Raw genomic sequence first — 23,179 nt, forward strand, 5'->3', positions numbered from 1 at the left:
TATTATAGTTAAAAAAAAGCAATTAAACGTATTTCATAAGTAAAGTATTTCCGCCCCTTTGAATCATTTTGCAGAGGATCATGTAATATCCTACAAGAGTCTTTGGGTTATCCCTGTATTCGATAGAAATCATGTCATACTGTAGTGCTAGCTCATTAAACATTTGTTTTGAAACTAGTCTGGTATATTCTTTACCGGCATCTCTATACGTTCTTAATTCTCTCAGTGTATATTTTTCAGGGTAATTTTTAAAAGAAAATGTACCATATGTTTCAAACTCAGAAAACCCATTATTATTACCTCTCGGTATTGCAGCTATTATTTTCTCACACCAGTGTAAAGAAAAATTGGCGGAAGGATCAATTTCTGAAATTAAGTGCTTCATTATAACCTTCGAAAAGATCATATTTTCACTTATGAAGGATTTAGGTATGACTTTATCAATACCTAATATCTTTTTTATCGTCACAAAATATGGATTATGAAATTCGTCTTTAGTCGTAAAGTAAGGATTACCAAGCGCGTCGAAAAATGAAATTTTTCGTACAGGTATGGTATCCGCATCCCAACTTAAATAATACTCTTTAGCGAATTTCGAAAAAGCAAAACCCATTTTAATAAATTGCTGATAATACCAGCCTGCCATTTTAGGATTATGGCCATATTTAATTAAATACCTTTTAATAGTTTCAAAACAAACACCTTCAATTATTGAGTCCTCATCTAATAAAACTACCTTATCCTTTATTTCTTTGCTTAAACCAATAAAGTATGAAAAGAATATTTTCTTAGTTATAATATAGACTTTATCCGGCTGTAGATTATTTATTAAATAAGGGATGGTCCTTCTTAGAAGTAAACATTCTCTTCCAGCAGTGGGAATTATACAGTCAAAATCCATTTTTTCTAATTTCCTTTCGTACAAATACTAAATTTTTTTAGTTTAGCCTAAATACAATATTTCATACTGTATGCTGTAACAATCAATTGGATGAAATTATAAACTGCGAATGCCACTTGTATTCCCTGTACTCCATATGTCGGTATTAACACTATGACTACTGATACATATATCACCCAGGAAGCGATTTCATATATCATGTAAAGTTTTAACTTACCTTTTGCTAGCATCAGATTCATGGGTACTACTTTACACATCCAGAAGAATGAGCCGAACATCTGAAGCCCTATGTAATCAGAGACTTTAGTAAAATCTTTTGAGTACAACATATCAATAAAGAATAACCTGAATTCGTAAAATACTAGAAAGCTTACCGACACTATGGGAATTATAATCTTGTATATATTAATTAGCTCATTTTTTAATGCCTTTTTATCCTTTATCTCCGAAAGTACCGGCAATAAATAAACACTAAATGAACCTATTGCCAAGTTTACTATGTAATCGTTAATCCGGCGAGTTGCTTCCCAGATTCCCGCTTCCTCTGGAGAAATGTATTTAATGACATAAGATCGTATAAAAATTTGAGCGAGTGGCCATAGAAGGGATGAGAAATAGGTTATAATACTATAACTCAGAAGTAGCTTAAGCTTCCTTTTATCAAAAAGAGATAATGAAATACTTTTTATCCAATCTTCTTTCCTCAGTAAAAAGATTGTTATAAAGCATATAATTGATTGAGAAAGTATAATGGCCAACATCGCCCCATACTCTTTCAATAACAAGACCAAACCAACTGATAATATGATCCCAACAAATGTTGTTATAATGTTTATTGTAAAGTACTTTTTAAACAATTTAAAACCATTTACACTGGCAATTAATAAGTTGTTTATGTTGTAAAGTATTAAGCTAAAAGAAAAAAATACTATAATAGAAACGTATTTCAAATTATCGAATACATATATAGAAATTGTATTTGCAAATAAAAAAGTCAATATCCCTGCAATTGTAGAAGAGAGGACTGTTGTAAAAAAAGCAGTACTAATAAATGAATCGACTATATCCTTTTTATTATTATTCTCAGCAATATACTTTGTAACTCCCTGATTAAATCCAGCACTAGACAGCAACATTGTTATTGTCATTATACTTTGCAACTGGCCTACTACACCTAAACCCGCTGTACCAATTACTGTAGCAATAATTTTGTTAGAAAACAATGTAACTAAAGTTTTCAGCAATGTAATAACTCCGTTTGTGCCAGAAACTCTTAAAAATCCATTTTTCAGGGTTTTATTAAAATTATTTACTATAAATCCTATCATTATATTTAATTAGACTTTATCGATTTCTCAAGATTATTTCAACTTACATCTCTCAGGTCATGAATAGCTTTTATACTTATAAAACTCTTTCCAATGATCGTTTACAAGTAGATCCAGTGCAAATCTTAATCTCGGCCTTGTGGTAGACTCGACTAGTCCTTAAAGTGTTTAAGCTTAAAGAACTATTTTCAAACCTAATACAAGGCCGAAATTACTATTTTGATTTACTGCTTTTACAGTGTTGGACACTGCATTCTTTTAATACATATCTCCTTCGTAATTAATGTGCATTCACATCTCCCTTTATCATGGCCTCGAGTGTCCACCAGCAAATTTTCACATCCAGCCATAGCGATTTTTTACGATTATAAAATCGGTCCAATCGAACCCTGTGAACCATCTTAATGAGTTCGTCTGTTTCACCCCGGCAACCACGAGCCTGGGCCAATCCAGTAATGCCGGGTTTGGCCCGGTAGCGGCTACCGTATTTGGGCAGAACCGTCCAGAATTGGGCATCGTGTTGCACGGCATGAGGTCGAGGCCCTATGACACTCATTTCCCCCATTAAAACGTTTAGAAACTGAGGCATTTCGTCCAGGTTTGTCTTCCGTAAAAAGCGCCCTAGTTTCGTTACCCGGTTATCCTGTTTTTTTGCCTGTTCGAATTTAGCTTTTGGATTGTGCGCCATCGTCCTGAATTTCAGACAATTGAACCAGGTACCCTTGTACCCCGTTCGCCGTTGAACAAACAAAATAGGCCCCGGCGAATCCAGCTTTATGAGTAAGCCTAGTAGGGGAATCATCCAGGATAAAATAAACAGGCTCACCAGCAGTGACACGCAAATGTCGAATCCCCGTTTACCAATAGTCTGATAATTGAAACCGGACCGTGTTTTTGGCTCATTGTACACGTACAATGGTTTGTAGTGTGTGTCAAGGCTTAACATATCAGTAATTTGATGTGATGTGAATCAATCTTTAGCTAGGTAGCCTGTAGCTACCAGTATGTCGTCTTTACAGCTCAGGCTTTTGCGTTACCCAGCCAGTTTTTCTTCTTGCCGCCGTCGTAATAATGACCGTAGCTGTAGCCATAGTTGTAGTAGTAGGATTCGCCTTCGCCTACACCGTTCAGAATGATATTCAACCGCTGAAAGCGCTGTTCTTTATAGAGCACTTCCACCATCTTGACGGCGTTCTTAGGCGTATGATCGTGTCGAACCAGATAGAGCGTCGCATCGGCATGGGGCGCAATTAATTGCGAATCTGTCACCAGTCCAATGGGGGGGGAGTCGACCAGAATGTAATCGAAGCGCTCTTTCAACTCTTCAAACAACTTAGCCAGCCGGGGAGAGCTTAACAACTCCGCAGGGTTTGGCGGGATAGGGCCGGCGGTGATAATAAAGTAGTTGTCAAGATCGGATACTGGTCGCAATAATTCATCGACCGTAGCTTCGCCAATCAGGTAATTACTCAAACCGGCCTGATTCTCCATCTTCAGGCTACTGTGCAGCTTGGGCTTGCGCAAGTCCATTTCCAGAATCACGGTCCTGTGGTCGACCAGCGCCAGGCTGGCACCCAGGTTGAGCGAGATAAACGATTTTCCTTCACCACTGATACTGGACGTAAACAGGATCACCTGCGGACTGTCCGGATCACTCCGTAAGAAGTGGAGGTTCGTGCGCAGGCTCCGGATCTGTTCGCCAATGACCGATTGTAGACGGGGCCGGAAAACCAGGTTATCTTCAATGACTTCGCGGCTCCTGACCACTTCGCCCAGGATGGGTACCTGCGAAACATCTTCCACATCGGTGCGGTGGAGTACCCGGTTGTTCATAGCGTCTTTCGCCGTGATGAACCCAATGGGAATCAACAGCCCAAGCAGCCCGAAAATGGCAAAGATTGTCATCTTCACCGGCTTCACCGGCCTGCTTCCCGCCCTGGCGGCATCAATGGTACGGCTATCCGGAATGGCCGAAGCGGCCGACAGGGCCGTTTCTTCCCGCTTTTGAAGCAGGTAGGTATAGAGTCCGTTCTTAATACCCTGCTGCCGGGTTATGTTGAGCAGCGCCCGTTCTTTGCCCGGAACCGTACGGATCATGCTTTCCAGACGGTTGTTTTTAGCGACCAGTTGTACCCGGTTACTGGTCAACTGCTGGCGTATGGTCTGGATGTTTTCGTTAATGCGCTCCTTAATCGTCTTCACCTGACTGTCGAGGGAAAGCAGTACAGGACTGTTAGCCGCCATGGTCCGTGAAAGCTCATCCCGCTTTAATTCCAGCTCAGATACCTTGGTTAATAAACCCAGTAAAACAGGATCGTTCAACCCCAGGGTCGCCGGAGCAAAGCTCTTATCCCCCCCCTGTTTGCGAACGTACCGCTCAATTTCGGTTAGGCCGCTCAACCGAATGTCGACCTCGTTCAACTGCATGTCGTTCTCTTTCACCGTCGCCAGGAATGTCTGCGACTGCATACCCAGATCCGTAATACCCTGTGTGGATTTATAGAGTTCCACTTCTTTCTCTACGCTGGATAATTCGCCGGAGATAAGCCCCAGCCGATCCTCGATGAAGCTGAGTGTATTGCTCGCTTCCTTGTTTTTGTCGATGAGGGCTTCTCGGTTATATTCATTGATGATCTGATTCAGGATCGTCACCCCTTTATCGGGCACGGCATCTTCAAGGCTCATCATCAGCACGGTGGCCTGTTTTGATGTCGGTTCTACAGTGAGGTCGGCCAAATAGCCTTCCACCGTCTCACTATGGTCGGCAATCGAGGCAATAACCGGCTCTTGCCGGGCCGATAGGGGTCGTAATGTCAAGACGCGAAGCTTGCCGTAAGTCGTTTTTATGCTTTGGTTAACGGGATACGAATGCCCGTTCAGTTTCACGGTTTTGGCATCGACAAAGGTAATTTCAAGAGGATCCTCAGGCTGTATGACTGGCGGTTCTTCAATCAGGATACGGATGGGCGATTCCTTGTAGATTTCCCGGTTAATGGTACTGGTCGGTCGGTAGTAGCGGACATTCAGGCCCAGGTTCTTGACAACCCGGTCCATAATGGTGTAGGATTTCAGGATCTCTATTTCATTCTCCACCACTTTGCTGTTGGTGAACAGGTCCAGTTCTTTCAGCATACTCTCCCCTTCCATGCCTTTCTTTTCGTCTTTAATGAGCAGACTTGCCCTGACTTTAAAAACGGGTGGCTGATATTGCAGGTAGATGTAGGCCGCCCCCAGCATTAACGAGATGGACAATACGAACCAGGGCCAGTTTTGGAGATAGCGCGTCAGGGTCGCCCTGATATTGATGGGCGTCTCGATTTCGTAATCCTGGTAGGAAGTATATGTATTATTTACCATATTTTTTGTTATTAAAAGCGGCTGACAACAATGGCAATAAAGGACAGGGCACTCAACATGATTGGTATTAACTGATACGTTCGGTCGGCATTGGTGATACGGGCTTTACCGGGTTCAACGTACACAATGTCGTTTGGGCGCAGGTAATAGAAAGGCGACGTAAACACATCCCGTTTCGTGAGATCGACCCGGTTGAATGTGCGCTTCCCATTCTCTTCCCGAATAACCAGAATATTGGTTCGCTGGCCGTAGATCGTAATGTCACCGGCCAGACCCAGGGCCGCTGGCAGGGAGATTTGCTCGTTGGATATGGAAAAAACGGAGGGCCGGGCTACCTCACCTGATACGGAAATCTGAAAATTCAGGTTTCGAACATTGACCGTTGGTTCTTTGAGGTATTCGAGTAACTTCTGTTTGATCTGTGCAGCGGCCTGGCTATTGGTTAAACCCGCAACCGTTTGCCGCCCCATGAGCGGGAGTTCGATCTGGCCATCTTCACTGACCAGATAACCCGGTGTATAAGGAATAGGTGTTGTTGGATTATTTTGTTGGGCGGTTACGCCCGTCATGGCTGTCATAGCCGCGTACGGATTGAAAAAAGCCGTTGCTTCAGGACTCAGGCTGCTCACTTGAACCGATAGAATATCCCCGGCCTTAATGGTCGGAATATAGCGGGCGGCCAGTGCCATCGAGCTATCATTCCCGTTACTATTTTTCTGATATAGTACTAATTCTTTGCTGGAAATGCAGCTCGTTAGATGTAGGCAAAGCCCAATGAACCAGTATGCAGCCCAGGCCCTCGTGTGGCGTAATTTCATAAATGTATTTGGATTAACTAACGGTATTGATTTTGTAAATAACTCGCGTGGTATTGCCGGAGCAGCGCGTCCAGCTGATAGCCGACTTTGTAGCGGGTAGCCATGTTATAGCCCCGGCTATAGGCATATTCCCAGCGAAACTCTTCGGTTGTCCGCAAGCGTAACCGCTGGGTCTGAACAATCTTGCCGGGAGCAATCGGGATGGCGAAGTTGAAACCACCGCTCCCGCCATTGCCGGTTTTCGTGGCATAAAACCCAACTTCTACGTTGCCCAACTGCCGGATGCAGTCCAGGCGTACCCCACGATCCTGGTACAAGTACTGCCCGCCCGATACCTTGATCGTCAGATCGCGGCCGGGAATGCGGTAGGCCACATCGGCCAGCAGCAGAAGGTGGTTCATCGATTCATAATAAAGACCGTTGGGCGGGAAATAATAAAAACCAGTTAGTCCCGATTCCAGCCCATACGACCATCGTTTTGTCAGATCAGCCTGGCGGTATTGTACGTTGATACCATACTGATCATTGTAGAACAGACCGGCTGACAGACTCAGGAAGCGATTGTGATCCAGCGCCAGAAACTGATTCAGAAAGGTTGGTGCCGGGCGTACGTTCAGTGCCTGATTGTCCAGCTTATTGACGATAGGAAACAGCACCCCCCAGTTCAGCACCAGTCCGCGACTGATGTAAAGCTGGCTCTGCAGCAGCAGGTTCGTTTTACTTTCAACCGTTTGCTCCCGAAAGCCAAACTGCGCCATGAACTCGGGCTGCAGCCTGAAATCAAACTTGTACGATCGTCCGTTAAACGGATGCACCCGGTTGTACAGGTTCCGGTCATCGTCCGATAAAGTTATGGTACGAAGTCCCGAACCGAGCTCGTAACCAGCCATTGGTACGCCCTGAAACAGAGGTACGAACGTGGTAACGCCCTGGGGTACGACGTCGTTAGCTAGCTCCAGCAGACCAATGAGGGGATTCCGGTACAGCCGCTGCTCGTAAAAAACCTGATGCCGGGCGGTGTCGACCGTCAAGTTCTCGAAGTTCAGCAGTTTCTTGGTCGACTGCGAACGCGATTCACCCGTTGACCAGAGCAGTAGCCCCAGCAGGCAGGTAACCTGAACAAGCAACTTGCCTGACGCCCTGGCCCGTATCCTCTTTCTCACTTTGATTGGGAATGTTTAGCGGAAAGTCGTTTAGGCAGCTGAAACAGGTTCAGGCTATACGAGGTGCCGAACGTGAGCTGATCGCCATTCAGTAAACCGGCCTGTAGATTCCAGTGTCTGACTAAACGAGTATAGAGCCCAACATTCAAATGTTGCGAATCCCATTCAATCATCAGCCCCCCCTTTTTCGCGATAGTCAAATTTACACCTGCAAAAGGCCCGGCTAAGTAGTAATACGGATTATCCCGTTTATCTTTCAGGCTGTATCCTGAAAAAACATCAGCATTCTGATCATTACTTACCCCTGCTCTGGAAAAAGTGTACGGACTACCTACACCAATTGTGAATGCCGTAGTAATCAGCTTGGTGATCGAGACATGTTTCGTTGCAACCAGAGCGTTGGTGACCAGCGAGTTAGCGATACCGAAAGGGGCTGAAAGTATAATAGCCACCGATGGCCGTTTCGTTTTCTCGGTGAGCATTACGTATTTCAAATCCATTTGTCGGTCGCCAATGCCTTTATCCCCAAAGCGAATTGGCCCGTTAGGGTTCAACAAATTGATGTTTACCTCCAGCCGGGGGAGAAAGCAGAGGTTGACAAAAGCTATGCTTTCCGAATTCTTTTGATTATACCGAAAGGCGTAATTGGAGGGATTGAAACCGTAACCTATGGTAAACGTACCTTCATCCTGAACATCGGCCGTGGGGATATACATCAACCCCGGCTTTCCGGATATATTAACCTGCGCCCAAAGCGGTTGCGACAGGCCAACGAGTAGACCGATGGCTCCTGCCAAAACTTTTTGAATGGTCCTCATACGCAGCAGTATTACGAACGGTCAATCATATACGTATGATCGCCAGACAATGATTAACATTTGCCGGCAAACTGATTTTGCTCAGTGCTAACTAAAATTGTATCCACGAGCCCTGCTACCGCATACACCTATACGTACGACACGAAGACGAAGTAGACGGGCGATCTGGCCCATGGATACACCTACCCTACCGCTTACTTAAACTTTACTTTCAGTGAAAGTCCGGCTTCGAGTCCGTTCAGGCTAACCGATTCTTTGGTGCCTGCATCAGTAGTTTTCTCTTTAACGATCTGGTTGTAGCTGCCCATGTGGTAGCGTACATCCAGCGCGAGGTACAGTTTCTTAACCAGTTTTTTCTCCGCACCCACGAGTGCCTGTATACCATAGCTATTCCCGGACTGACTTTCGCTCAGTGAACCGCTGGTCGACGTACGAGAAAAATCGTTGCTAATAAAGTAACGGCTAACACTGAGGCCAACATAAGGCGTCAGGAACGGAGCTTTGGTTTCGGTACCGGCAGCGGCTTTTTCGAAGGTGTACTTTACATCGAGAGAAACCGGAATGATGGACAAGCTCAATTTTTCAGTACGTGTCACATCACCAATCTTCACTGGTCCCGATACTTCGTCTTTCCAGATCCCAACCCGGCCACCAATCGAAAGCCCTTTGGTTAGGCCAATTTCTATGGCAGCCGTAGGCATGATCGCGCCGGAGAGCTTGGCCCCCGTGCCCAGGTTGTAATCGAGCAGCATCGAATTATTGTTCCAGTAATCGAGGGATGGCTTCCAGTAGCTGGCACCTACGCTGATGCTCTTCAGGTTCACCTGTGCCTGTGTTTTAGTAGACCCGGCCAGTAAGCTGCCCACCAGGACAGTAATGGTTAAAAAGAGGTAATTTGGTCTCATGATGTAGTTTTAAAGAATGTGTATCAAACGATCTCGTTAGCAGGCAAGTAGGGGTATATCAACCTCCGTTACCCTGATTGTGGCAGGCGGCAGTTGCTTTATTAAGCGCGGCAGTTAGTGAAGCCACAGCTGCATTGAAGTTTGAATTAATGGTGTTGATGTCTTTATCACGAGCCGCTTTGGCGTTAACAAGCTTAGCCGCCGAAACTGAATCACAGGCGGTTGCTTCAGCAGCCTGCAGTTTGGTAAAGATATCATTGGCATCGCTCAGGGCAGCCAGATACAGGAGCTTCAACAAGTCATAGGCACCGCCTAAAACAGCTTTGTTCGCATCCAGAGTGGCTATACCAGCGTTGAATGATTCTTGAGCCGCAGCACGTAGGGGGGCATATTTAGCTGGCAGGCCCGCCTTACAGGGCGCTGCTTCCGCATTGGCCGCTGCCTGTGCGTCGGTATAGGCTTTTTCAACGGGAGCGGCTTGACTTGCTTTGGCAGCAACCAGAGCATCTTGAGCAGTATTAAAGGCCTTTATTGCAGCTTCTTTGCAGGCGTCATCGTCGAGGGTTGCATTGGCCACGCTCACGGTAGCCACAACATCCACACCACCAATATTACCTACCCGGCCACCTACCGCCTTACCATTAACGGTAGGCAGCGTAAAGGTAGACATATAGGCCTTTAGGGCCGGGTTGCTGCTCAGGGCCACCAACTGGGCTTTCAGGTTGGCCGGCAGGACACCCGTACTGATAAATGTATTGATCACATCGGGGGTGAAGCTCGCGCTTAGCTGCGCTGCGGCCGTCGTTGAAATGACCTTGTTCACATCGGCAGCAGCCGCGTTAACCGAAGCCGGTACCGTACCGGTAGCACTCAGGCTGGACAAGCCCGTTGCCACGGCAGCCGCGGCAGCAGATGGCGTAACCGTAGCGGCAGTAACCGTTACAGCAGCCGGAGCCGTTGGTGTAACGGTAGGCAGCTTGATGTCATTGAACTTCGTAAACGTGTACGTAAAGGGCGTTACCGACTCGACGTCCTTTGTCTTACAGTTATACATAACGGAGGCTAACAAGAGCCCGGCCATGAGCAGTTTGCTATAGCGTTGCGTTGTTTTCATACAGGATTGTTTTTGGAAGGTGTTGTGATACGTTAATTAAGAATGAAGAATGTAAAGCCTTCGTCATAAAACAGGATACGGGATCAGTATTCGCAGCGCGAATGGCATCCCTGTTGTATGAATCGTTTGTTTTAGATGAAACCGCCATGTCTCGGCATAGCGAACCTGGGTCAAGCCGTTAAACTTTTCCTGTATTCGGGTAGGAATCGGGCCGTTCATGTGCAGTCCGAAGGCCCAGGCTATTTCGGAATGTCGGTACAGCGTTAGCTGATATCCGTATAGTCTTCCTCTGTATAGGCTATGTCTTCTTTGACACCAAACGCCACTAGCCGACTATCGTTTGTATCATTTTTGTACTGAACCGGAGAGAGTAAATAAGTAGCTTTAAAGCTTCTTGAAAAATAAGACAGGCTCCTGAAGCCACAGGCAATGGAAATCTCTTCGATGGATAGCGAACTTTTCTTTAATAGATCACTCGCCCGTCTGAATCTGTATTCCTTAACGGCGTCGCTGAATGTGGTGTCCAGGTAAATGTTCAGTCTCCTTTTGAGGGTCGATACGCTCATGGACAAGGCCTCTGCAGCCTTATTGAGACTAAAATCCGGGGAACCGAAGTTGATGGCTAACAGATCGTAAAACTCTTTGACAAATTGAAAATCCGTATTCTGGTCTTCATGTGATCCGTACAGTGTATGGTCGATGATGGTGTTCCGATACGTGAACAAATTATTTATCTGGTACCGAATTTCATGAATATCCACCGGCTTTGACAGATAACCGATAATCCCCAGCTCAAAACCTTTTAACCGACTTCCCTGGTCATTGGAGGAGGTCAGCAGCATGATAGGTGCCTGTTTATGCAGGAACCGCTTCTTGATCTTTCTCAGGAACTCCAGTCCGCCTGTTTCAGGAGCATCTATGTCAAAAATCATCAGGTCTAAATTAGCGTAACGCAACAGATTGAGCGCTTCCCTCCCGCTATTTGCCGAGACTAATTTATGCCCTTGAAGTTCTAATAACGTTTTAAGTTCACTGTGTAAAGTAAGGTCATTGTGGATAAGTAAAATTGTTGCCATTCCAGCGTGGATTTCTCAAAGAGAACTGATATTACATAGATTTCTAGCGGTAGGACCAACAGCCGGTGAGTAAGCAGACGTTCGTCTATTACTAAAATTGACTGTTGATGTGTTGAGTAAAAATTTTGTACTGATCTAACTATGCGGCAACCTACCTGTAGCTGAAAGGCTTATACGAACACCCCGCTCAACCAAAAGAGGTATTTTTAGACGTCTCCCAGGTTACCGATTAACTTTCTTATTGACCTATGACAAAACTTAAATGAAAGTTTCCTCGAGTAGTGGGACAAGTTTCAATCAATTATGGTTCATAACTGATTGAACTTTAATGAAAGTTACTGATCGGATAGCCATTTCTGTTGAATTTGTATAGCTCCGCTATTCAAGTCCCACGATCGTGTCCTGCTAACCTTGTGAATCTTTATGACCATAAGCCGGAGCTTACGATCATCCTGATGGACTATTTTACTGGTTGTCTATTAATCGTACCAAAAGAAGGTAACACTGATCAGCGATCAGTCAGCTACCGCATCTAACCTATCTATAAGAACCAGACCTTTTCAATCTGCAGAGCCTTTACGTGAGGTCTCCTGTCTCAGACTAAATATGACTATTCTAATATTTATTTAGATACACAATTTGCCGAAGCCTTTAGCTTAATATTTACGATTAATAAATATTGAATACAATTTTACAATAAATGACTTGTTTAGTTGCAATAATGAACCATAAGTTCAAAAAAATGGGCTGAGAACGGCAATGAGTATAAACTACTAGTTAGCCGTCAAAATCGCTGTTTCTGGGAATTATATAAATTTCCCTACTCTTCACAGGAGCAAAGCCTTTACGTTGACTCAAACGTACCATTGGATAAGTATTGAACTTTAACGGCCCATTTAGTAATATTATCTAGTCTATATTCTAACAATACAAATTCATGAAACACAACTCAAAACGGCTTGTATGATGATTCGGTAACTTACCTCAAGTACAGTGACTTCCACCATTCACTAAGTGGATATACTTAAACGCAAAACCGGTTTTTTGGGGCTGATTCAGCTCGCTGCAGGGGACCTGGCTGATTCCGTCGTTTTTGCACTGCACCACGGACGTCTTCTGGTGTATCAGGAAAATCGGGTTGGTAGAAAAGTACAAGACAACAAAAAAGCACTTACCAGTACTGGCAAGTGCTTTTTTTATTTGGGACTTTGATGTCGGGGTGGCAGGATTCGAACCTACGACCTCCTGCTCCCAAAGCAGGCGCGATACCGGGCTACGCTACACCCCGAAAGATAGGTACTTCACTCAGCGGAGAGAGAGGGATTCGAACCCTCGGTACCGTTACCAGTACGACAGTTTAGCAAACTGTTCCTTTCGGCCACTCAGGCATCTCTCCGAAGCCAACCAACATCTTCCTGATTGATTGGGACACAAAGGTAGGGCAATTATAGCTTTTCAGCAAGGGGTTTCGCAAAAAATCTTTTTATAATTATTAATTTCGCCCTCCCTGATTTCGTCACCAATGGGCGATTTAGCTCATCATCAGGCTGATACTCGCAGTAAATGAATTGGCTTTATCCCATTACCAGCACCGATTTTTTTTTAATTGGCATCTTTATCGGCCTGTATTCGCTCTTTATCTGGCGAACTTTCCGCCTGGCCCGCCAGCTAAATACAGCCGCCTGGGGGGTGGTACCAAAGTTTTTTCTTCGCGGCAGTTACCTCACGCTCCTGATCATTGCGCTTCTTGGCCCCTCCTTTGGCGAAGCAGAGGGAGATCTGGTCACAACCAGCCACGATACGTTTCTGCTGGTGGATGTTTCGCGATCCATGGATGCCGCTGATATCGTTCCCACCCGACTGGAACGGACCAAGTACGATATTCAGCAACTGTGCGATACCCTGCCCGCCGACCGATTCGGTCTGATCCTGGCAGCCCCGGAGCCGATCCTGCTTTCGCCCCTCACCGCCGATCATGACGCCCTGAAGCAGTTCATCCGCGAAGTCCACACGAGTATATCGCCCACCGGCGAGACCGACTTATGCAACGCCATTGCCATGGCCCGTCAAAAACTCGTCGACGACTCATCGACCCACCAGAGTGTTCGGGCCATTGTTCTTTTTAGCGACGGAGAAAACTTTAGCGCCTGCGAACAAACCGAACTCGCCCGCCTGCGCTCGTTTGGGTTACCCCTTATTACCGTAGGTGTGGGTACCGAGGCCGGCGCATCCATCCGAAAAGGAAATGACTTTGTGCGGGATGACAATGACCAGATCGTGAGCAGCCGACTGAACCGCCCCTTTTTGCAGGAGCTGGCCCGCGACAGCCGAGGACAGTATATAGAAGCGGATGCCAATGGACGTTATGTTAACGAGCTGGCAACAATTCTCCGGTTGTTAAAAGGGCGGGCCATCGATCAGCACAGGGTAGCGGTGTCGACAAATAAGTATTATTATTTTTTACTGGCGGCCCTGGGCTTGCTGGCGCTCGACCTAATTGTAACAATTCGAACATTCAGGCTTTGAGTTGGTCTGGCGAGTTTGTCTTATTTTTGACCCGGCATACGTAAGGTAGTATGATGTACTTGTTGATTACTCTCTGGATCTGGTGGAGCGAATTACTTCCGGTTAGTCCTATTTCACAGAATAACCAGATGCGCCAGGACGCTCAGGCAGCTTACCAGGCAGGTCAGTATGCGAAAGCATTACCGTTATACGTTCAGTTGAGCCGCCGAACCACCACCATCGATCCGGCAGTTCGGCTGAACCTCGGGCATACCTATTTTCAGTTGAAGCAGTACACCCGGGCAAAACCACAGTACGAAACCCTGCTTCAGTCGGACCGGCCCGATCTACGGACGGTAGCCGCTACGCAGTTGGGTGTTATGGCGTGTTTGCAGGGAGATAGTACAACGGCACTGGCTTTATTTGAACAAGCTTTGCTCGAAGATGCGAATAATGAACCCGCCCGGTATAATTTTGAAGTTATAAAGAAGTATTACTCCGGAAAACCACCGGAGAAAAAACAAAAGCAGAATTCCCCGGAAGCCAAACCGAATACCGAAAACAAACCTCGTCCGGCAGGTGGCCAGCAGGTTGAACGTTCAGACCGGCAGGACGATTTGCTGCGCCGTTTTCAACGCCTTAACCTGAGTGAAGAGCAGGCGCTGCTGCTCCTCAACGCCATGCAGGAAGATGACCTGCCTTACGCACTGGCCTTGTCGGCGCGGCAAGTGAACAAATCGAAGGTCAGGGGAAATCGGTGGTAGCGTACATAAAGAGACAACAAAACTACTATGAATGAAGTCGTGATTATTGCTGCCGTTCGAACGCCAATTGGTAGTTTCGGGGGCGTCCTGTCAACCTTAACTGCCGTAGATTTGGGTGCTGCGGCTATTCGGGGGGCTTTGAGCCGGGCGGGCGTTCAGCCAGACGTCGTGCAGGAAGTATACATGGGCAATGTCGTATCGGCCAATGTTGGCCAGGCACCGGCCAAACAGGCGGCCTTGAAAGCGGGGCTCCCTCCTACTATTCCCTGCACCACCATCAATAAAGTATGTGCATCAGGAACAAAAGCCATTATGCTGGCCGCCCAGGCGATTCAGCTCGGGCAAGCCGATGTCGTCGTGGCGGGTGGCATGGAGAGCATGTCCAATGTGCCCTATTATGTTCCCAAAGCCCGATTCGGGTATAAATATGGGAACGCTGAACTGGTAGACGGTCTCGCCCGCGATGGGCTGGTCGATGTGTACGACCAATGTGCCATGGGTGTCTTTGCCGATCAGACGGCCAGCACCTATGGAATCAGCCGGGAAGAACAGGATGCCTTTACCGTACAATCGTACCGGCGTTCGGAGTCCAGCACCCAGAGCGGTCGTTTTGCCGAAGAGATCGTTCCGGTTGAGGTTAACAGTCGGAAAGGGACCGTCAGCGTTGGTGAAGACGAGGAGTACAAGAACGTTATTTATGATAAAATCCCAACCTTAAAAGCGGCTTTCACCCCCAACGGTACGGTAACACCCGCCAGTTCATCCCCCATCAGCGACGGTGCCTCGGCACTGGTAGTCATGAGTCGACGGAAAGCCGATGAACTGGGCTTGAAACCCCTGGCCCGGATTGTCGCCTATGCCGATGCGGAGCAGGAGCCCCAGTGGTTCACAACGGCGCCTACCAAAGCGGTACCCCTGGCCATTGAGCGGGCCGGTCTTAAGACCAGCGATATTGATTATTTTGAGATCAATGAAGCGTTTGCCGTTGTGCCCTTAGCCTTTAGTAAAGTCCTTGACGTGCCCCAGGAGAAATTGAATGTGTTTGGCGGTGCCGTATCGATCGGTCATCCGCTGGGCGCATCGGGAGCGCGTATCGTCACCACACTCACCAACGTTCTCCAGCAGAACGGCGGGCGCTTTGGGGCGGTCGGTATTTGCAACGGAGGAGGTGGCGCATCGGCCATTATTATTGAAAAATTGTAACGATAGCGCCGGGCCGGGCCACGTTGGTTCCGGCGCGGGGTCATCAATCCTAAATTAAATGAACGCAATTCAGGAAACCAACTTCCAATTCCCTGGCCAAACGGCCTTTTATCGCGGTAAAGTCCGGGATGTGTATTCTTTTCCCGACAAATTGGTCATGATCGCATCAGACCGGATTTCGGCTTTCGATGTGGTCTTACCCCGACCCATACCGTTTAAAGGACAAGTCCTGAATCAAACAGCTTCTTATTTTCTGAAAGCTACCGCCGACATCGTTCCCAACTGGCTGCTCGCGGTACCGGACCCGAACGTAAGCATCGGCCTTAAATGTGAGCCCTATGCCGTTGAGATGGTGGTAAGGGGTTACCTGGCCGGTCATGCCTGGCGGCAGTATCGGGACGGGCATCGGATTCTTTGCGGGGTTCCGCTTCCGGATGGCCTTCGCGAAAACGACCGCCTGCCAACACCGATCATCACTCCGTCGACCAAAGCGCACGAAGGGCATGATGAAGACATTAGCCGCGAGGAAATTCTGAGCCGGGGCATCGTGTCGCAGGAGGACTATGTGCAACTCGAACAGTATGCACTGGCCCTCTTTGCGCGCGGTACCGAAATGGCCGCTCAACAGGGACTTATCCTGGTCGATACCAAATACGAGTTCGGTAATCTGGATGGCAAGGTGTACCTGATCGATGAAGTACACACACCCGACTCCTCACGCTATTTCTATGCGGATACCTATCAGGCCAATCAGGAAGCCGGTGAGCCCCAAAAACAATTGTCGAAGGAGTTCGTTAGAGAATGGCTGATTGCGAACGGATTCCAGGGAAAAACCGGCCAGACAATTCCCGCCATGTCCGACGAATGGGTAAATCAGATTACAACCCGCTACATCGAGCTTTTCGAAAAAGTGACCGGACAGTCGTTTCAACCCGCCGAAGCAGCCGACCCGGTGGCTCGAATTGAAACAAACATTTTACGCGCAATTACGGTAGAGTGAATGACTCATTGACTGACACAGTTCACGGCTGAAGGCATACCTGCTTTCCGCCGGTCTGTTCAGCCAATCTCTCAAAATTGAACATACATGAATTACACAATCGAAAAAAACGAACAGTATGCCCTGATCCGATTAGCTGAAAGTCAGTTTGGGGAAGAAGTGTCCAGTACGTTTGAGACCCTGAGCCGCGGCCTCTTTCGGGAAGGATACAGTAACATTATCATTGACGTAGAACCTGTACAATCCGTCGACCAGTCCGGATTGATGACGATTCGAAAGATAAACCGACAGTGCATCAATGAAGTTGGCTTGTTGATTCTGGTCACGAAGAACGACGACCTGATCGATTTTCTGGACGGCGCCAACATCAGCGATCTCACCATTCTGCCAACCGTAGAAGAAGCGATCGATGCGGTCTTTATGAATGAACTGGAAAACGACTTTAGAAGCGAAGAAGACGATGAGTACGACGTCGGGGGAAGCGTCGGTAATGCGGATGCCTAATTCAAAACCAAATCAGGACACGGAGCTTAACCGACCGGTAAACTCACCCTTTTCCCTCACTATTTTGGGGGCCGGTTCGGCTACGCCTACCCTTAAACTCCACCAGACGGCACAATTGCTGACCATTGGCAGCGATTATGTGCTTATCGATTGTGGAGAAGGGACGCAGTTACGTCTGATTGAACAGCGCATTCGACCGGGCCGTTTGCGCTATATTTTTATCAGCCACCTTCACGGGGATCACTATTTCGGCCTCCCTCCGCTGCTGTCGAGCCTGAATCTGGGCGGACGAACAGAGGACCTGTACCTATTCGGGCCGCGCGGGCTGGATGAGGTATTGACCACTATTTTTCGCGTTTCCGATTCGAGGTTAGGCTTCCGGCTGCATTTTCAGGTGGTTGAACCGGGGGCTTCTACGCTCCTGCTCGATCATCCGCTCATGACGGTGGAGTCGATCCCGCTCCAGCATCGGATCGACTGCTCTGGCTACCTCTTCCGGGAAAAACCCCACAAACCCCACCTGCTGCGGGAAAAACTCCCGGAGAACGTGCCGGTACATCAACTGAAGCAGTTGAAAAACGGCGAGGATGTTCTTGGCCCCAATGGTGAAGTTCTCTATGCCAGCGCCGACTATACTGAACCCGGCGCACCGCCCCGCTCTTACGCGTATTGCTCGGATACGCGCTATGTAGAGGAGTTGGTGCCCCAGCTTCAGGGGGTCAACTTACTGTACCACGAGGCAACTTTTATGGAGGATAATGCCCAGCGGGCAACCGAAGTGTACCACTCCACCGCTAAGCAGGCAGCGACCATTGCCGCCAAAGCCAGCGCAGAGCGATTACTGATCGGTCATTTCTCGTCGCGGTACAAACAGTTCGACTTGTTTCTGGAAGAAGCCAGGTCTGTTTTTCCCGAAACGTATTTAGCCATTGAAGGGCAAACGGTTCCTATTTAACGAGGTGGAGCGATAGAATAGCCTTTCTGCTCAGGAGTAGACTTCAAGCCCGGTTTCTTTCTATCTTTAAGCCCTAACCTTACCAATTTATTCATGCTGGCTTTTCGCCTGGGATTTTTAGACATTGGCTGGCTCGATCTACTCGACATTGGCCTTGTGGCCCTGCTTATTTATCAGATTTACAACCTAGTTCGGGGCAGCGTAGCCAGCCGGGTATTTGTTGGTTATTTGCTGGTCTACCTGGCCTACCTTCTGGTAAAGGCACTGGCACTCAACCTGATGACTACTATTCTTGAGTACTTCATTAGTGTTGGAGCCCTGGCGCTGATCATTATTTTCCAACACGAAATCCGGCGGTTCCTGCTACTCATTGGCAAATCAACGAACCTGACGAACAATCGCTGGCTTCGTCGCTGGCTTCTCCGCGATTTTGAGTCTACCGATAGCCAGATGCCGCTAAAACCAATTCTTGATGCCTGCAAAGCGCTGGGAGCTGAGTTTTCCGGCGGGTTGCTGGTGCTTCAGCGAAACGATGACCTGGAAAAATTTGCCCAGTCGGGCGAGATCGTCGATGCCGAATTGTCAAAGCCCTTGTTACTGGCTATTTTCAGTCAGTACAGCCCCTTGCATGATGGCGCCGTGATCATTAGTGGCGGCAGGATTCGTTCTGCCCGTTGCATTTTACCCGTTTCGGATGATGATGAATTGCCCTCCTCGCTGGGCTTTCGGCATAGGGCGGCTTTAGGCATGAGCGAAGCGACAGATGCCGCAGTCATTGCCGTTTCTGAAGAAAGCGGTCGTATCTCACTGGCAATCAACGGAAAGTTGTTTCCAAATTTGAGTCAGCTGGAGTTGGAACTCCAGCTTGAGCAGTACCTGAATGAGCCAAATGGTCAACAAGTCAGGGCAAAAGAACTTTAGCGGTTTATCGTTTACAGTTCCAATAACAGAACAGGCCTGCCGTATACATTACGGCAGGCCTGTTCTGTTATTGGAACCGATACCTAATAATCCAGCATTCTGGGCAATGCTTTTGCCTGCTCCACAAAGTCGCCGATTTGCTCAACGGAGGGTGGCCGTTGGGTAAACTGCCGAACACTATTTATCTGGATCAATTTAGTATGTAAACTTTGCGGGGCCCGCTGAGCCAATTCTTTGACGGTATCCACCCCGGCTTCTTCCATTAAATCGCTGTAAACACGCCCTATTCCCTTAATTCGGGCTAAGTCGGCCCGGTTCGCTAACTCCAGGATGGTGTTTGCATCGACTCCGCTGGCTGAGGCAAGCGCTTTGCGATCGGATGGTGATTTTGTGGCTTCGAGCAGTGAGTCACTATCACTGATGCCTTGCCCTTTCAAGGCATTGAGTACGGCGTCTGTAATGCCGCGTAGTTCTCCTAACGTTAGGCTCATGAATGATAAAGTTGAGTGTACAAAGCAAAAATCGGCCTGTCCTTCAAGCCGTATACTACATTTTTAACGAACAAGGTACTTTCTTCGGGTATCATTCAAAAGAAATTTCTTTTGTGCGGTAAAGCTTTCCGGATGCATTAATTCGAATTCCCGCTGCCACTCCCTGAAACGAACAGGCTCAACCTGCTGAAACTGTTCGACATCGATCTTCTTTTGTATTAGATACGTCTCAAAATCCATGTTCCTTATTACTACTAAAATGTGAATTTGGTTTTCTGTCATTTCAGCCGCTTTTCCCCACTCTGTCAGCCAACATTCGTTTCAGTTAAAACAAACGCTGACAAACTGACGGGAAACCCTACCCCAACAAGACAAAAATCTTTTCTGGAATAAATCGTGAAGCATGTCTCCATCACAACAAATCAACGCTTACGGATGAACATGCAATTTATAACACATGCCGGCGATGCTTCGCTGGCAGGGCAGGAGACGCTACCCGATTCAACGCTTCTTGACGCTTATTCAAATACGGTCGTAAATGTAGCCAAAAAAGTCAGCCCTTCGGTGGTACAGATCAAGGTTAGCAAACGGCCGGTCGACTCAACACCCGGTCGGCAGTCCCAATCGCCGGTGCCGGGACGCCCGCCGGGTCGCGACCGCACCGAAGGTGGTTCGGGCTCCGGTTTCATCATTTCCAGTGATGGTTACATCATTACCAACAATCATGTTGTAGCCGGAGCAACGGACATCAAAGTCCACCTGCCGGACGCCCGTGAGTATGATGCCACCTTAATTGGCCGGGATCCGGATACCGATATTGCCGTTTTGAAAATCTACGCCGATAACCTGAAAGCCATTCGCTTTGCCGACTCAAAGCACGTGCAGGTTGGTCAGATCGCCATTGCCGTTGGAAATCCGTACGGGTATCAGTACTCGTTGACGGCCGGTGTGGTGAGCGCCCTCGGCCGGACGCTTCGGTCGGAGTCGGGGCGGTTAATTGACGATGTTATTCAAACGGATGCTGCGCTCAACCCCGGCAATTCGGGCGGTCCGCTGGTCAACTCGCAGGGGGATGTCATTGGCGTAAATACAGCGGTTATTTTACCCGCGCAGGGTATTTGTTTCGCCGTATCATCCAATCTGGCGGCTCTGGTGGCCGGCAAATTGATCATGACCGGGCGCGTACGGAGGGGTTATCTGGGCATTGCCGGACAGTTGATCAACCTGACTGAGCGGATTATGCAGTATAATCAGCTATCCGGGAAATCGGGCGTTATGGTCGTGAGTGTCGAACCGGATGGTATAGCCGATAACAGCTCCCTGCGGGAAGGCGACATCGTTGTTGGTTTTGCGGACCAGCCTGTTACATCGGTCGATGATCTACACCGGCTGCTAACGGACGACACCATCGGGCGGAAATTACCGCTAACGGTCCTTCGGGCTAATTTGAAAACAAGAATTTTTGTTACCCCCGGCGAATTAACCAAGTAGGGTACTAACAAAAGTAACGCAAAGGCGTTTGTGTAACTAGCTGTGAAGATGAGCGCTGAAGCGACTTACTAATCTCGATTTACAGGGTCCTTAGGGCTCGTTCGTCATCAGTGCAGGAAATAATGTTTCACCATTTACAACTCAGTTTTATGAAACGCGTTCTTTTTATTTTGTTTACAGTCGTTACGTTCTCAGCCACAGCGCAGGAGTACAAACCTTTTAAAGTCAATGTCTCGCTGGGGTATGCCAAAGCACTGGGAGAAGGTTTATCGGGTGGATTTTTGTTCAGCGTGGAGCCTAAATACGGCCTGAGTGATAACTTCGACTTGGGGGTTCGGCTGGAAACGGCGTTTATTGCCCGGGGCGTTACAGTCACGAATGGCAATACCTACACGGGCAATGTGGGCACATTTGGCTCTGGCATGGTAACGGGTACTTACCTGATTGGTAAAGGGAAGATACGTCCCTTCGTTGGCTTGGGCGCCGGGATCTATTCGATTGGCTCTTCGGAAACCTTTACGGTAACGGAAGGCCAGAACCCACCCGAAAATGTGGCGTTTACGTCAGATACCAAATTTGGCGGAATGATCAGAGCCGGTATCAAAACCGGGCATTTCGTTGTGGGTGTTGAATACAACGCGGTACCCACCACAACGCTTAAGCTGTCGAACACGACGATCGATAGTAAAAATGCCTACCTGGGTATTAAAGTTGGATTCGACATCGGTGGCGGCCGATTGTAATACTCGATTCGCTTAGACGAGAAAGCCCCCCAAGGCACAGAGGTTTATAGTCTCTGTCCCTTGGGGGGCTTTCTCGTTGACAAATGCTGTTATTCTTTTGGCAAAATCAGCGGATGAAACCGAAGCCCGTTTACCCGGTTGTACTCCAGCGATGGAGCCGGGATTTTAAAAAACTGAGCCGTACCAACAAAGCGCTGTAGGGAGGGTGAAAACGTGCGTATCCGGGAAAAGTCAGCATCGGGCGAAATGAAAAACTGTCGATACCGCTCAAATTTGACAGCTTTCCCGTCTTTGTCGACAATTGGCGGATTCTCATGCCCGCCAATCATACCACTACCACTGTACCCAACGTCGAGATTGAGCCAGCGCGGAAAATCAGGTCCCACCGGTAATACTGATGCCAGGTTAACCGACAGCCAGTACTGTTGTCCGTTATAATCTTTCAGCATCTGAACGCCCGTCGTTTTACCCAGTACATTGGGTCTGAACGGCGGGAAGATCGTTTTTCGGAAGCCATATTTCATACTTACCACCTGTTGCCCGGCTCCATACTGCTGCCCCACGAACAGCGCCGTTCCGGCAACATTGGCCAGCATATCCCCTTTGGAAAATCCCCATCCTTCCGAATGTCCATCGTATACTTCGAGGGTTGTCTGGAATAAAAGAGCCAGTAGGCCGCCGGTCAGAATGCTGGCCCGCTCATTGACACCACTCCAGCGCATCAGCTCGTACCCGCCCCGGCTCATGCAGTAAGCCGTTGCCCCATGCCCGACTTTATCCATCTGGAGCCACTCGGCATTGTCGTTGAAGGAGTGGAAAGGGACTTTCTTCTTGTACCATTGTTTACGCAGCATGAGCAGCGTGATGGTATAAAAAGCCGCCGTTCCAACCAGCACACCAATAAAACGCCCCTGATTTATGCCTGTTGGCTCAGGCATGGCCGGGGTGAGTGGCAAGGGCTGCGCCCGCCCAGACTGGCCGAGTAGCAGCCCGCAAAGGCAAACCAGAACAACAGCCCGAATTCGATACATCATGGGCTAAAAATATTTAAAAATAAACCAATGTAGCCGTCACAGCCAGGCAGACAAGCGCATTTGCATAATGTGTCGGAATAAAATCATT

At 47.9% G+C, this 23,179-nt stretch carries 21 protein-coding genes and 2 tRNA genes; 9 read left to right on the plus strand and 14 right to left on the minus strand.

Going from position 1 to position 23,179, the window contains the following annotated elements; genetic code table 11:
* Positions 1–22: 22 nt before the first annotated feature.
* From ACYVJM_RS26315 to ACYVJM_RS26370, 12 genes are all read right to left on the minus strand, one after another.
* Complete coding sequence (locus ACYVJM_RS26315) at positions 23–925, minus strand: DUF6492 family protein (RefSeq protein ID WP_461151207.1); 903 nt, start codon at positions 923–925, stop codon at positions 23–25.
* 23 nt (positions 926–948) lie between these two features.
* A complete protein-coding gene (locus ACYVJM_RS26320; protein WP_461151208.1) occupies positions 949–2,229 on the minus strand; it encodes an O-antigen translocase in 1,281 nt (426 codons plus the stop codon).
* 280 nt (positions 2,230–2,509) lie between these two features.
* On the minus strand, positions 2,510–3,175 hold the full coding sequence (locus ACYVJM_RS26325) for a sugar transferase (protein WP_461151209.1): 666 nt from the start codon (positions 3,173–3,175) through the stop codon (positions 2,510–2,512).
* A 74-nt stretch (positions 3,176–3,249) separates the two neighbouring features.
* On the minus strand, positions 3,250–5,586 hold the full coding sequence (locus ACYVJM_RS26330; protein WP_461151210.1) for a GumC family protein: 2,337 nt from the start codon (positions 5,584–5,586) through the stop codon (positions 3,250–3,252).
* An 11-nt stretch (positions 5,587–5,597) separates the two neighbouring features.
* A complete protein-coding gene (locus ACYVJM_RS26335; RefSeq protein ID WP_461151211.1) occupies positions 5,598–6,404 on the minus strand; it encodes a polysaccharide biosynthesis/export family protein in 807 nt (268 codons plus the stop codon).
* Positions 6,405–6,421: 17 nt separating this feature from the next.
* Positions 6,422–7,567 (minus strand): YjbH domain-containing protein, encoded by a 1,146-nt coding sequence (locus ACYVJM_RS26340; protein WP_461151212.1) that lies wholly within the window; start codon positions 7,565–7,567, stop codon positions 6,422–6,424.
* Entirely contained in the window at positions 7,564–8,385 is an 822-nt protein-coding gene (locus tag ACYVJM_RS26345) for a YjbH domain-containing protein (RefSeq protein WP_461151213.1), read from the minus strand. Before ACYVJM_RS26345 ends, ACYVJM_RS26340 begins: the two co-directional genes overlap by 4 nt.
* Positions 8,386–8,579: 194 nt before the next feature.
* On the minus strand, positions 8,580–9,290 hold the full coding sequence (locus tag ACYVJM_RS26350; protein ID WP_461151214.1) for a hypothetical protein: 711 nt from the start codon (positions 9,288–9,290) through the stop codon (positions 8,580–8,582).
* Positions 9,291–9,348: 58 nt separating this feature from the next.
* Positions 9,349–10,404 (minus strand): hypothetical protein, encoded by a 1,056-nt coding sequence (locus ACYVJM_RS26355; RefSeq protein ID WP_461151215.1) that lies wholly within the window; start codon positions 10,402–10,404, stop codon positions 9,349–9,351.
* 263 nt (positions 10,405–10,667) lie between these two features.
* The gene (locus ACYVJM_RS26360; RefSeq protein ID WP_461151216.1) at positions 10,668–11,480 is read right to left on the minus strand and encodes a response regulator; all 813 of its coding nucleotides are present in this window, start codon (positions 11,478–11,480) and stop codon (positions 10,668–10,670) included.
* A gap of 1,214 nt (positions 11,481–12,694) precedes the next feature.
* Positions 12,695–12,768: transfer RNA gene (locus ACYVJM_RS26365), tRNA-Pro, on the minus strand.
* 21 nt (positions 12,769–12,789) lie between these two features.
* Positions 12,790–12,876: transfer RNA gene (locus tag ACYVJM_RS26370), tRNA-Ser, on the minus strand.
* A 167-nt stretch (positions 12,877–13,043) separates the two neighbouring features.
* Between ACYVJM_RS26370 and ACYVJM_RS26375 the strand changes: the two genes are divergently transcribed.
* The 7 genes from ACYVJM_RS26375 (at position 13,044) to cdaA (ending at position 19,332) form a co-directional block, all read left to right on the plus strand.
* Positions 13,044–14,006, plus strand: a complete 963-nt coding sequence (locus ACYVJM_RS26375) for a vWA domain-containing protein (protein WP_461151217.1) — start codon at positions 13,044–13,046, stop codon at positions 14,004–14,006.
* A gap of 50 nt (positions 14,007–14,056) precedes the next feature.
* A complete protein-coding gene (locus ACYVJM_RS26380; RefSeq protein WP_461151218.1) occupies positions 14,057–14,749 on the plus strand; it encodes a tetratricopeptide repeat protein in 693 nt (230 codons plus the stop codon).
* Positions 14,750–14,776: 27 nt separating this feature from the next.
* Positions 14,777–15,952, plus strand: coding sequence for a thiolase family protein (locus ACYVJM_RS26385; RefSeq protein ID WP_461151219.1), 1,176 nt, complete (start codon positions 14,777–14,779; stop codon positions 15,950–15,952).
* Between the two features lie 58 nt (positions 15,953–16,010).
* The gene (locus tag ACYVJM_RS26390) at positions 16,011–16,952 is read left to right on the plus strand and encodes a phosphoribosylaminoimidazolesuccinocarboxamide synthase (RefSeq protein ID WP_461151220.1); all 942 of its coding nucleotides are present in this window, start codon (positions 16,011–16,013) and stop codon (positions 16,950–16,952) included.
* A gap of 87 nt (positions 16,953–17,039) precedes the next feature.
* A complete protein-coding gene (locus ACYVJM_RS26395; RefSeq protein WP_461151221.1) occupies positions 17,040–17,456 on the plus strand; it encodes an STAS domain-containing protein in 417 nt (138 codons plus the stop codon).
* Entirely contained in the window at positions 17,449–18,411 is a 963-nt protein-coding gene (locus ACYVJM_RS26400; protein WP_461151296.1) for a ribonuclease Z, read from the plus strand. The genes ACYVJM_RS26395 and ACYVJM_RS26400 overlap by 8 nt, the downstream gene beginning before the upstream one ends.
* A gap of 93 nt (positions 18,412–18,504) precedes the next feature.
* A complete protein-coding gene (gene cdaA, locus ACYVJM_RS26405) occupies positions 18,505–19,332 on the plus strand; it encodes a diadenylate cyclase CdaA (protein ID WP_461151222.1) in 828 nt (275 codons plus the stop codon).
* Between the two features lie 83 nt (positions 19,333–19,415).
* Here the strand turns inward: cdaA and ACYVJM_RS26410 are convergent, their stop codons facing one another.
* A complete protein-coding gene (locus tag ACYVJM_RS26410) occupies positions 19,416–19,823 on the minus strand; it encodes a DUF4332 domain-containing protein (protein WP_461151223.1) in 408 nt (135 codons plus the stop codon).
* A gap of 441 nt (positions 19,824–20,264) precedes the next feature.
* On the opposite strand from ACYVJM_RS26410, the gene ACYVJM_RS26415 reads away from it, so the two are divergent.
* The gene (locus ACYVJM_RS26415; RefSeq protein ID WP_461151224.1) at positions 20,265–21,314 is read left to right on the plus strand and encodes a S1C family serine protease; all 1,050 of its coding nucleotides are present in this window, start codon (positions 20,265–20,267) and stop codon (positions 21,312–21,314) included.
* 149 nt (positions 21,315–21,463) lie between these two features.
* Complete coding sequence (locus tag ACYVJM_RS26420) at positions 21,464–22,057, plus strand: hypothetical protein (RefSeq protein WP_461151225.1); 594 nt, start codon at positions 21,464–21,466, stop codon at positions 22,055–22,057.
* Positions 22,058–22,146: 89 nt separating this feature from the next.
* Here ACYVJM_RS26420 and ACYVJM_RS26425 read toward each other — a convergent pair whose 3' ends face one another.
* On the minus strand, positions 22,147–23,091 hold the full coding sequence (locus tag ACYVJM_RS26425; protein WP_461151226.1) for a DUF2279 domain-containing protein: 945 nt from the start codon (positions 23,089–23,091) through the stop codon (positions 22,147–22,149).
* Between the last annotated feature and the right edge of the window lie 88 nt (positions 23,092–23,179).

It is taken from the genome of Spirosoma pulveris (assembly GCF_054781875.1).

Coding starts and splice junctions, on each gene's coding strand:
- ACYVJM_RS26380 (WP_461151218.1), top strand. CDS start 14,057: ATGATGTACTTGTTGATTACTCTCTGGATCTGGTGGAGCGAATTACTT.
- ACYVJM_RS26385 (WP_461151219.1), top strand. CDS start 14,777: ATGAATGAAGTCGTGATTATTGCTGCCGTTCGAACGCCAATTGGTAGT.
- cdaA (WP_461151222.1), top strand. CDS start 18,505: ATGCTGGCTTTTCGCCTGGGATTTTTAGACATTGGCTGGCTCGATCTA.
- ACYVJM_RS26390 (WP_461151220.1), top strand. CDS start 16,011: ATGAACGCAATTCAGGAAACCAACTTCCAATTCCCTGGCCAAACGGCC.
- ACYVJM_RS26400 (WP_461151296.1), top strand. CDS start 17,449: ATGCCTAATTCAAAACCAAATCAGGACACGGAGCTTAACCGACCGGTA.
- ACYVJM_RS26345 (WP_461151213.1), bottom strand. CDS start 8,385: ATGAGGACCATTCAAAAAGTTTTGGCAGGAGCCATCGGTCTACTCGTT.
- ACYVJM_RS26420 (WP_461151225.1), top strand. CDS start 21,464: ATGAAACGCGTTCTTTTTATTTTGTTTACAGTCGTTACGTTCTCAGCC.
- ACYVJM_RS26395 (WP_461151221.1), top strand. CDS start 17,040: ATGAATTACACAATCGAAAAAAACGAACAGTATGCCCTGATCCGATTA.
- ACYVJM_RS26410 (WP_461151223.1), bottom strand. CDS start 19,823: ATGAGCCTAACGTTAGGAGAACTACGCGGCATTACAGACGCCGTACTC.
- ACYVJM_RS26415 (WP_461151224.1), top strand. CDS start 20,265: ATGCAATTTATAACACATGCCGGCGATGCTTCGCTGGCAGGGCAGGAG.
- ACYVJM_RS26325 (WP_461151209.1), bottom strand. CDS start 3,175: ATGTTAAGCCTTGACACACACTACAAACCATTGTACGTGTACAATGAG.
- ACYVJM_RS26350 (WP_461151214.1), bottom strand. CDS start 9,290: ATGAGACCAAATTACCTCTTTTTAACCATTACTGTCCTGGTGGGCAGC.
- ACYVJM_RS26360 (WP_461151216.1), bottom strand. CDS start 11,480: ATGGCAACAATTTTACTTATCCACAATGACCTTACTTTACACAGTGAA.
- ACYVJM_RS26355 (WP_461151215.1), bottom strand. CDS start 10,404: ATGAAAACAACGCAACGCTATAGCAAACTGCTCATGGCCGGGCTCTTG.
- ACYVJM_RS26335 (WP_461151211.1), bottom strand. CDS start 6,404: ATGAAATTACGCCACACGAGGGCCTGGGCTGCATACTGGTTCATTGGG.
- ACYVJM_RS26425 (WP_461151226.1), bottom strand. CDS start 23,091: ATGATGTATCGAATTCGGGCTGTTGTTCTGGTTTGCCTTTGCGGGCTG.
- ACYVJM_RS26320 (WP_461151208.1), bottom strand. CDS start 2,229: ATGATAGGATTTATAGTAAATAATTTTAATAAAACCCTGAAAAATGGA.
- ACYVJM_RS26375 (WP_461151217.1), top strand. CDS start 13,044: ATGAATTGGCTTTATCCCATTACCAGCACCGATTTTTTTTTAATTGGC.
- ACYVJM_RS26330 (WP_461151210.1), bottom strand. CDS start 5,586: ATGGTAAATAATACATATACTTCCTACCAGGATTACGAAATCGAGACG.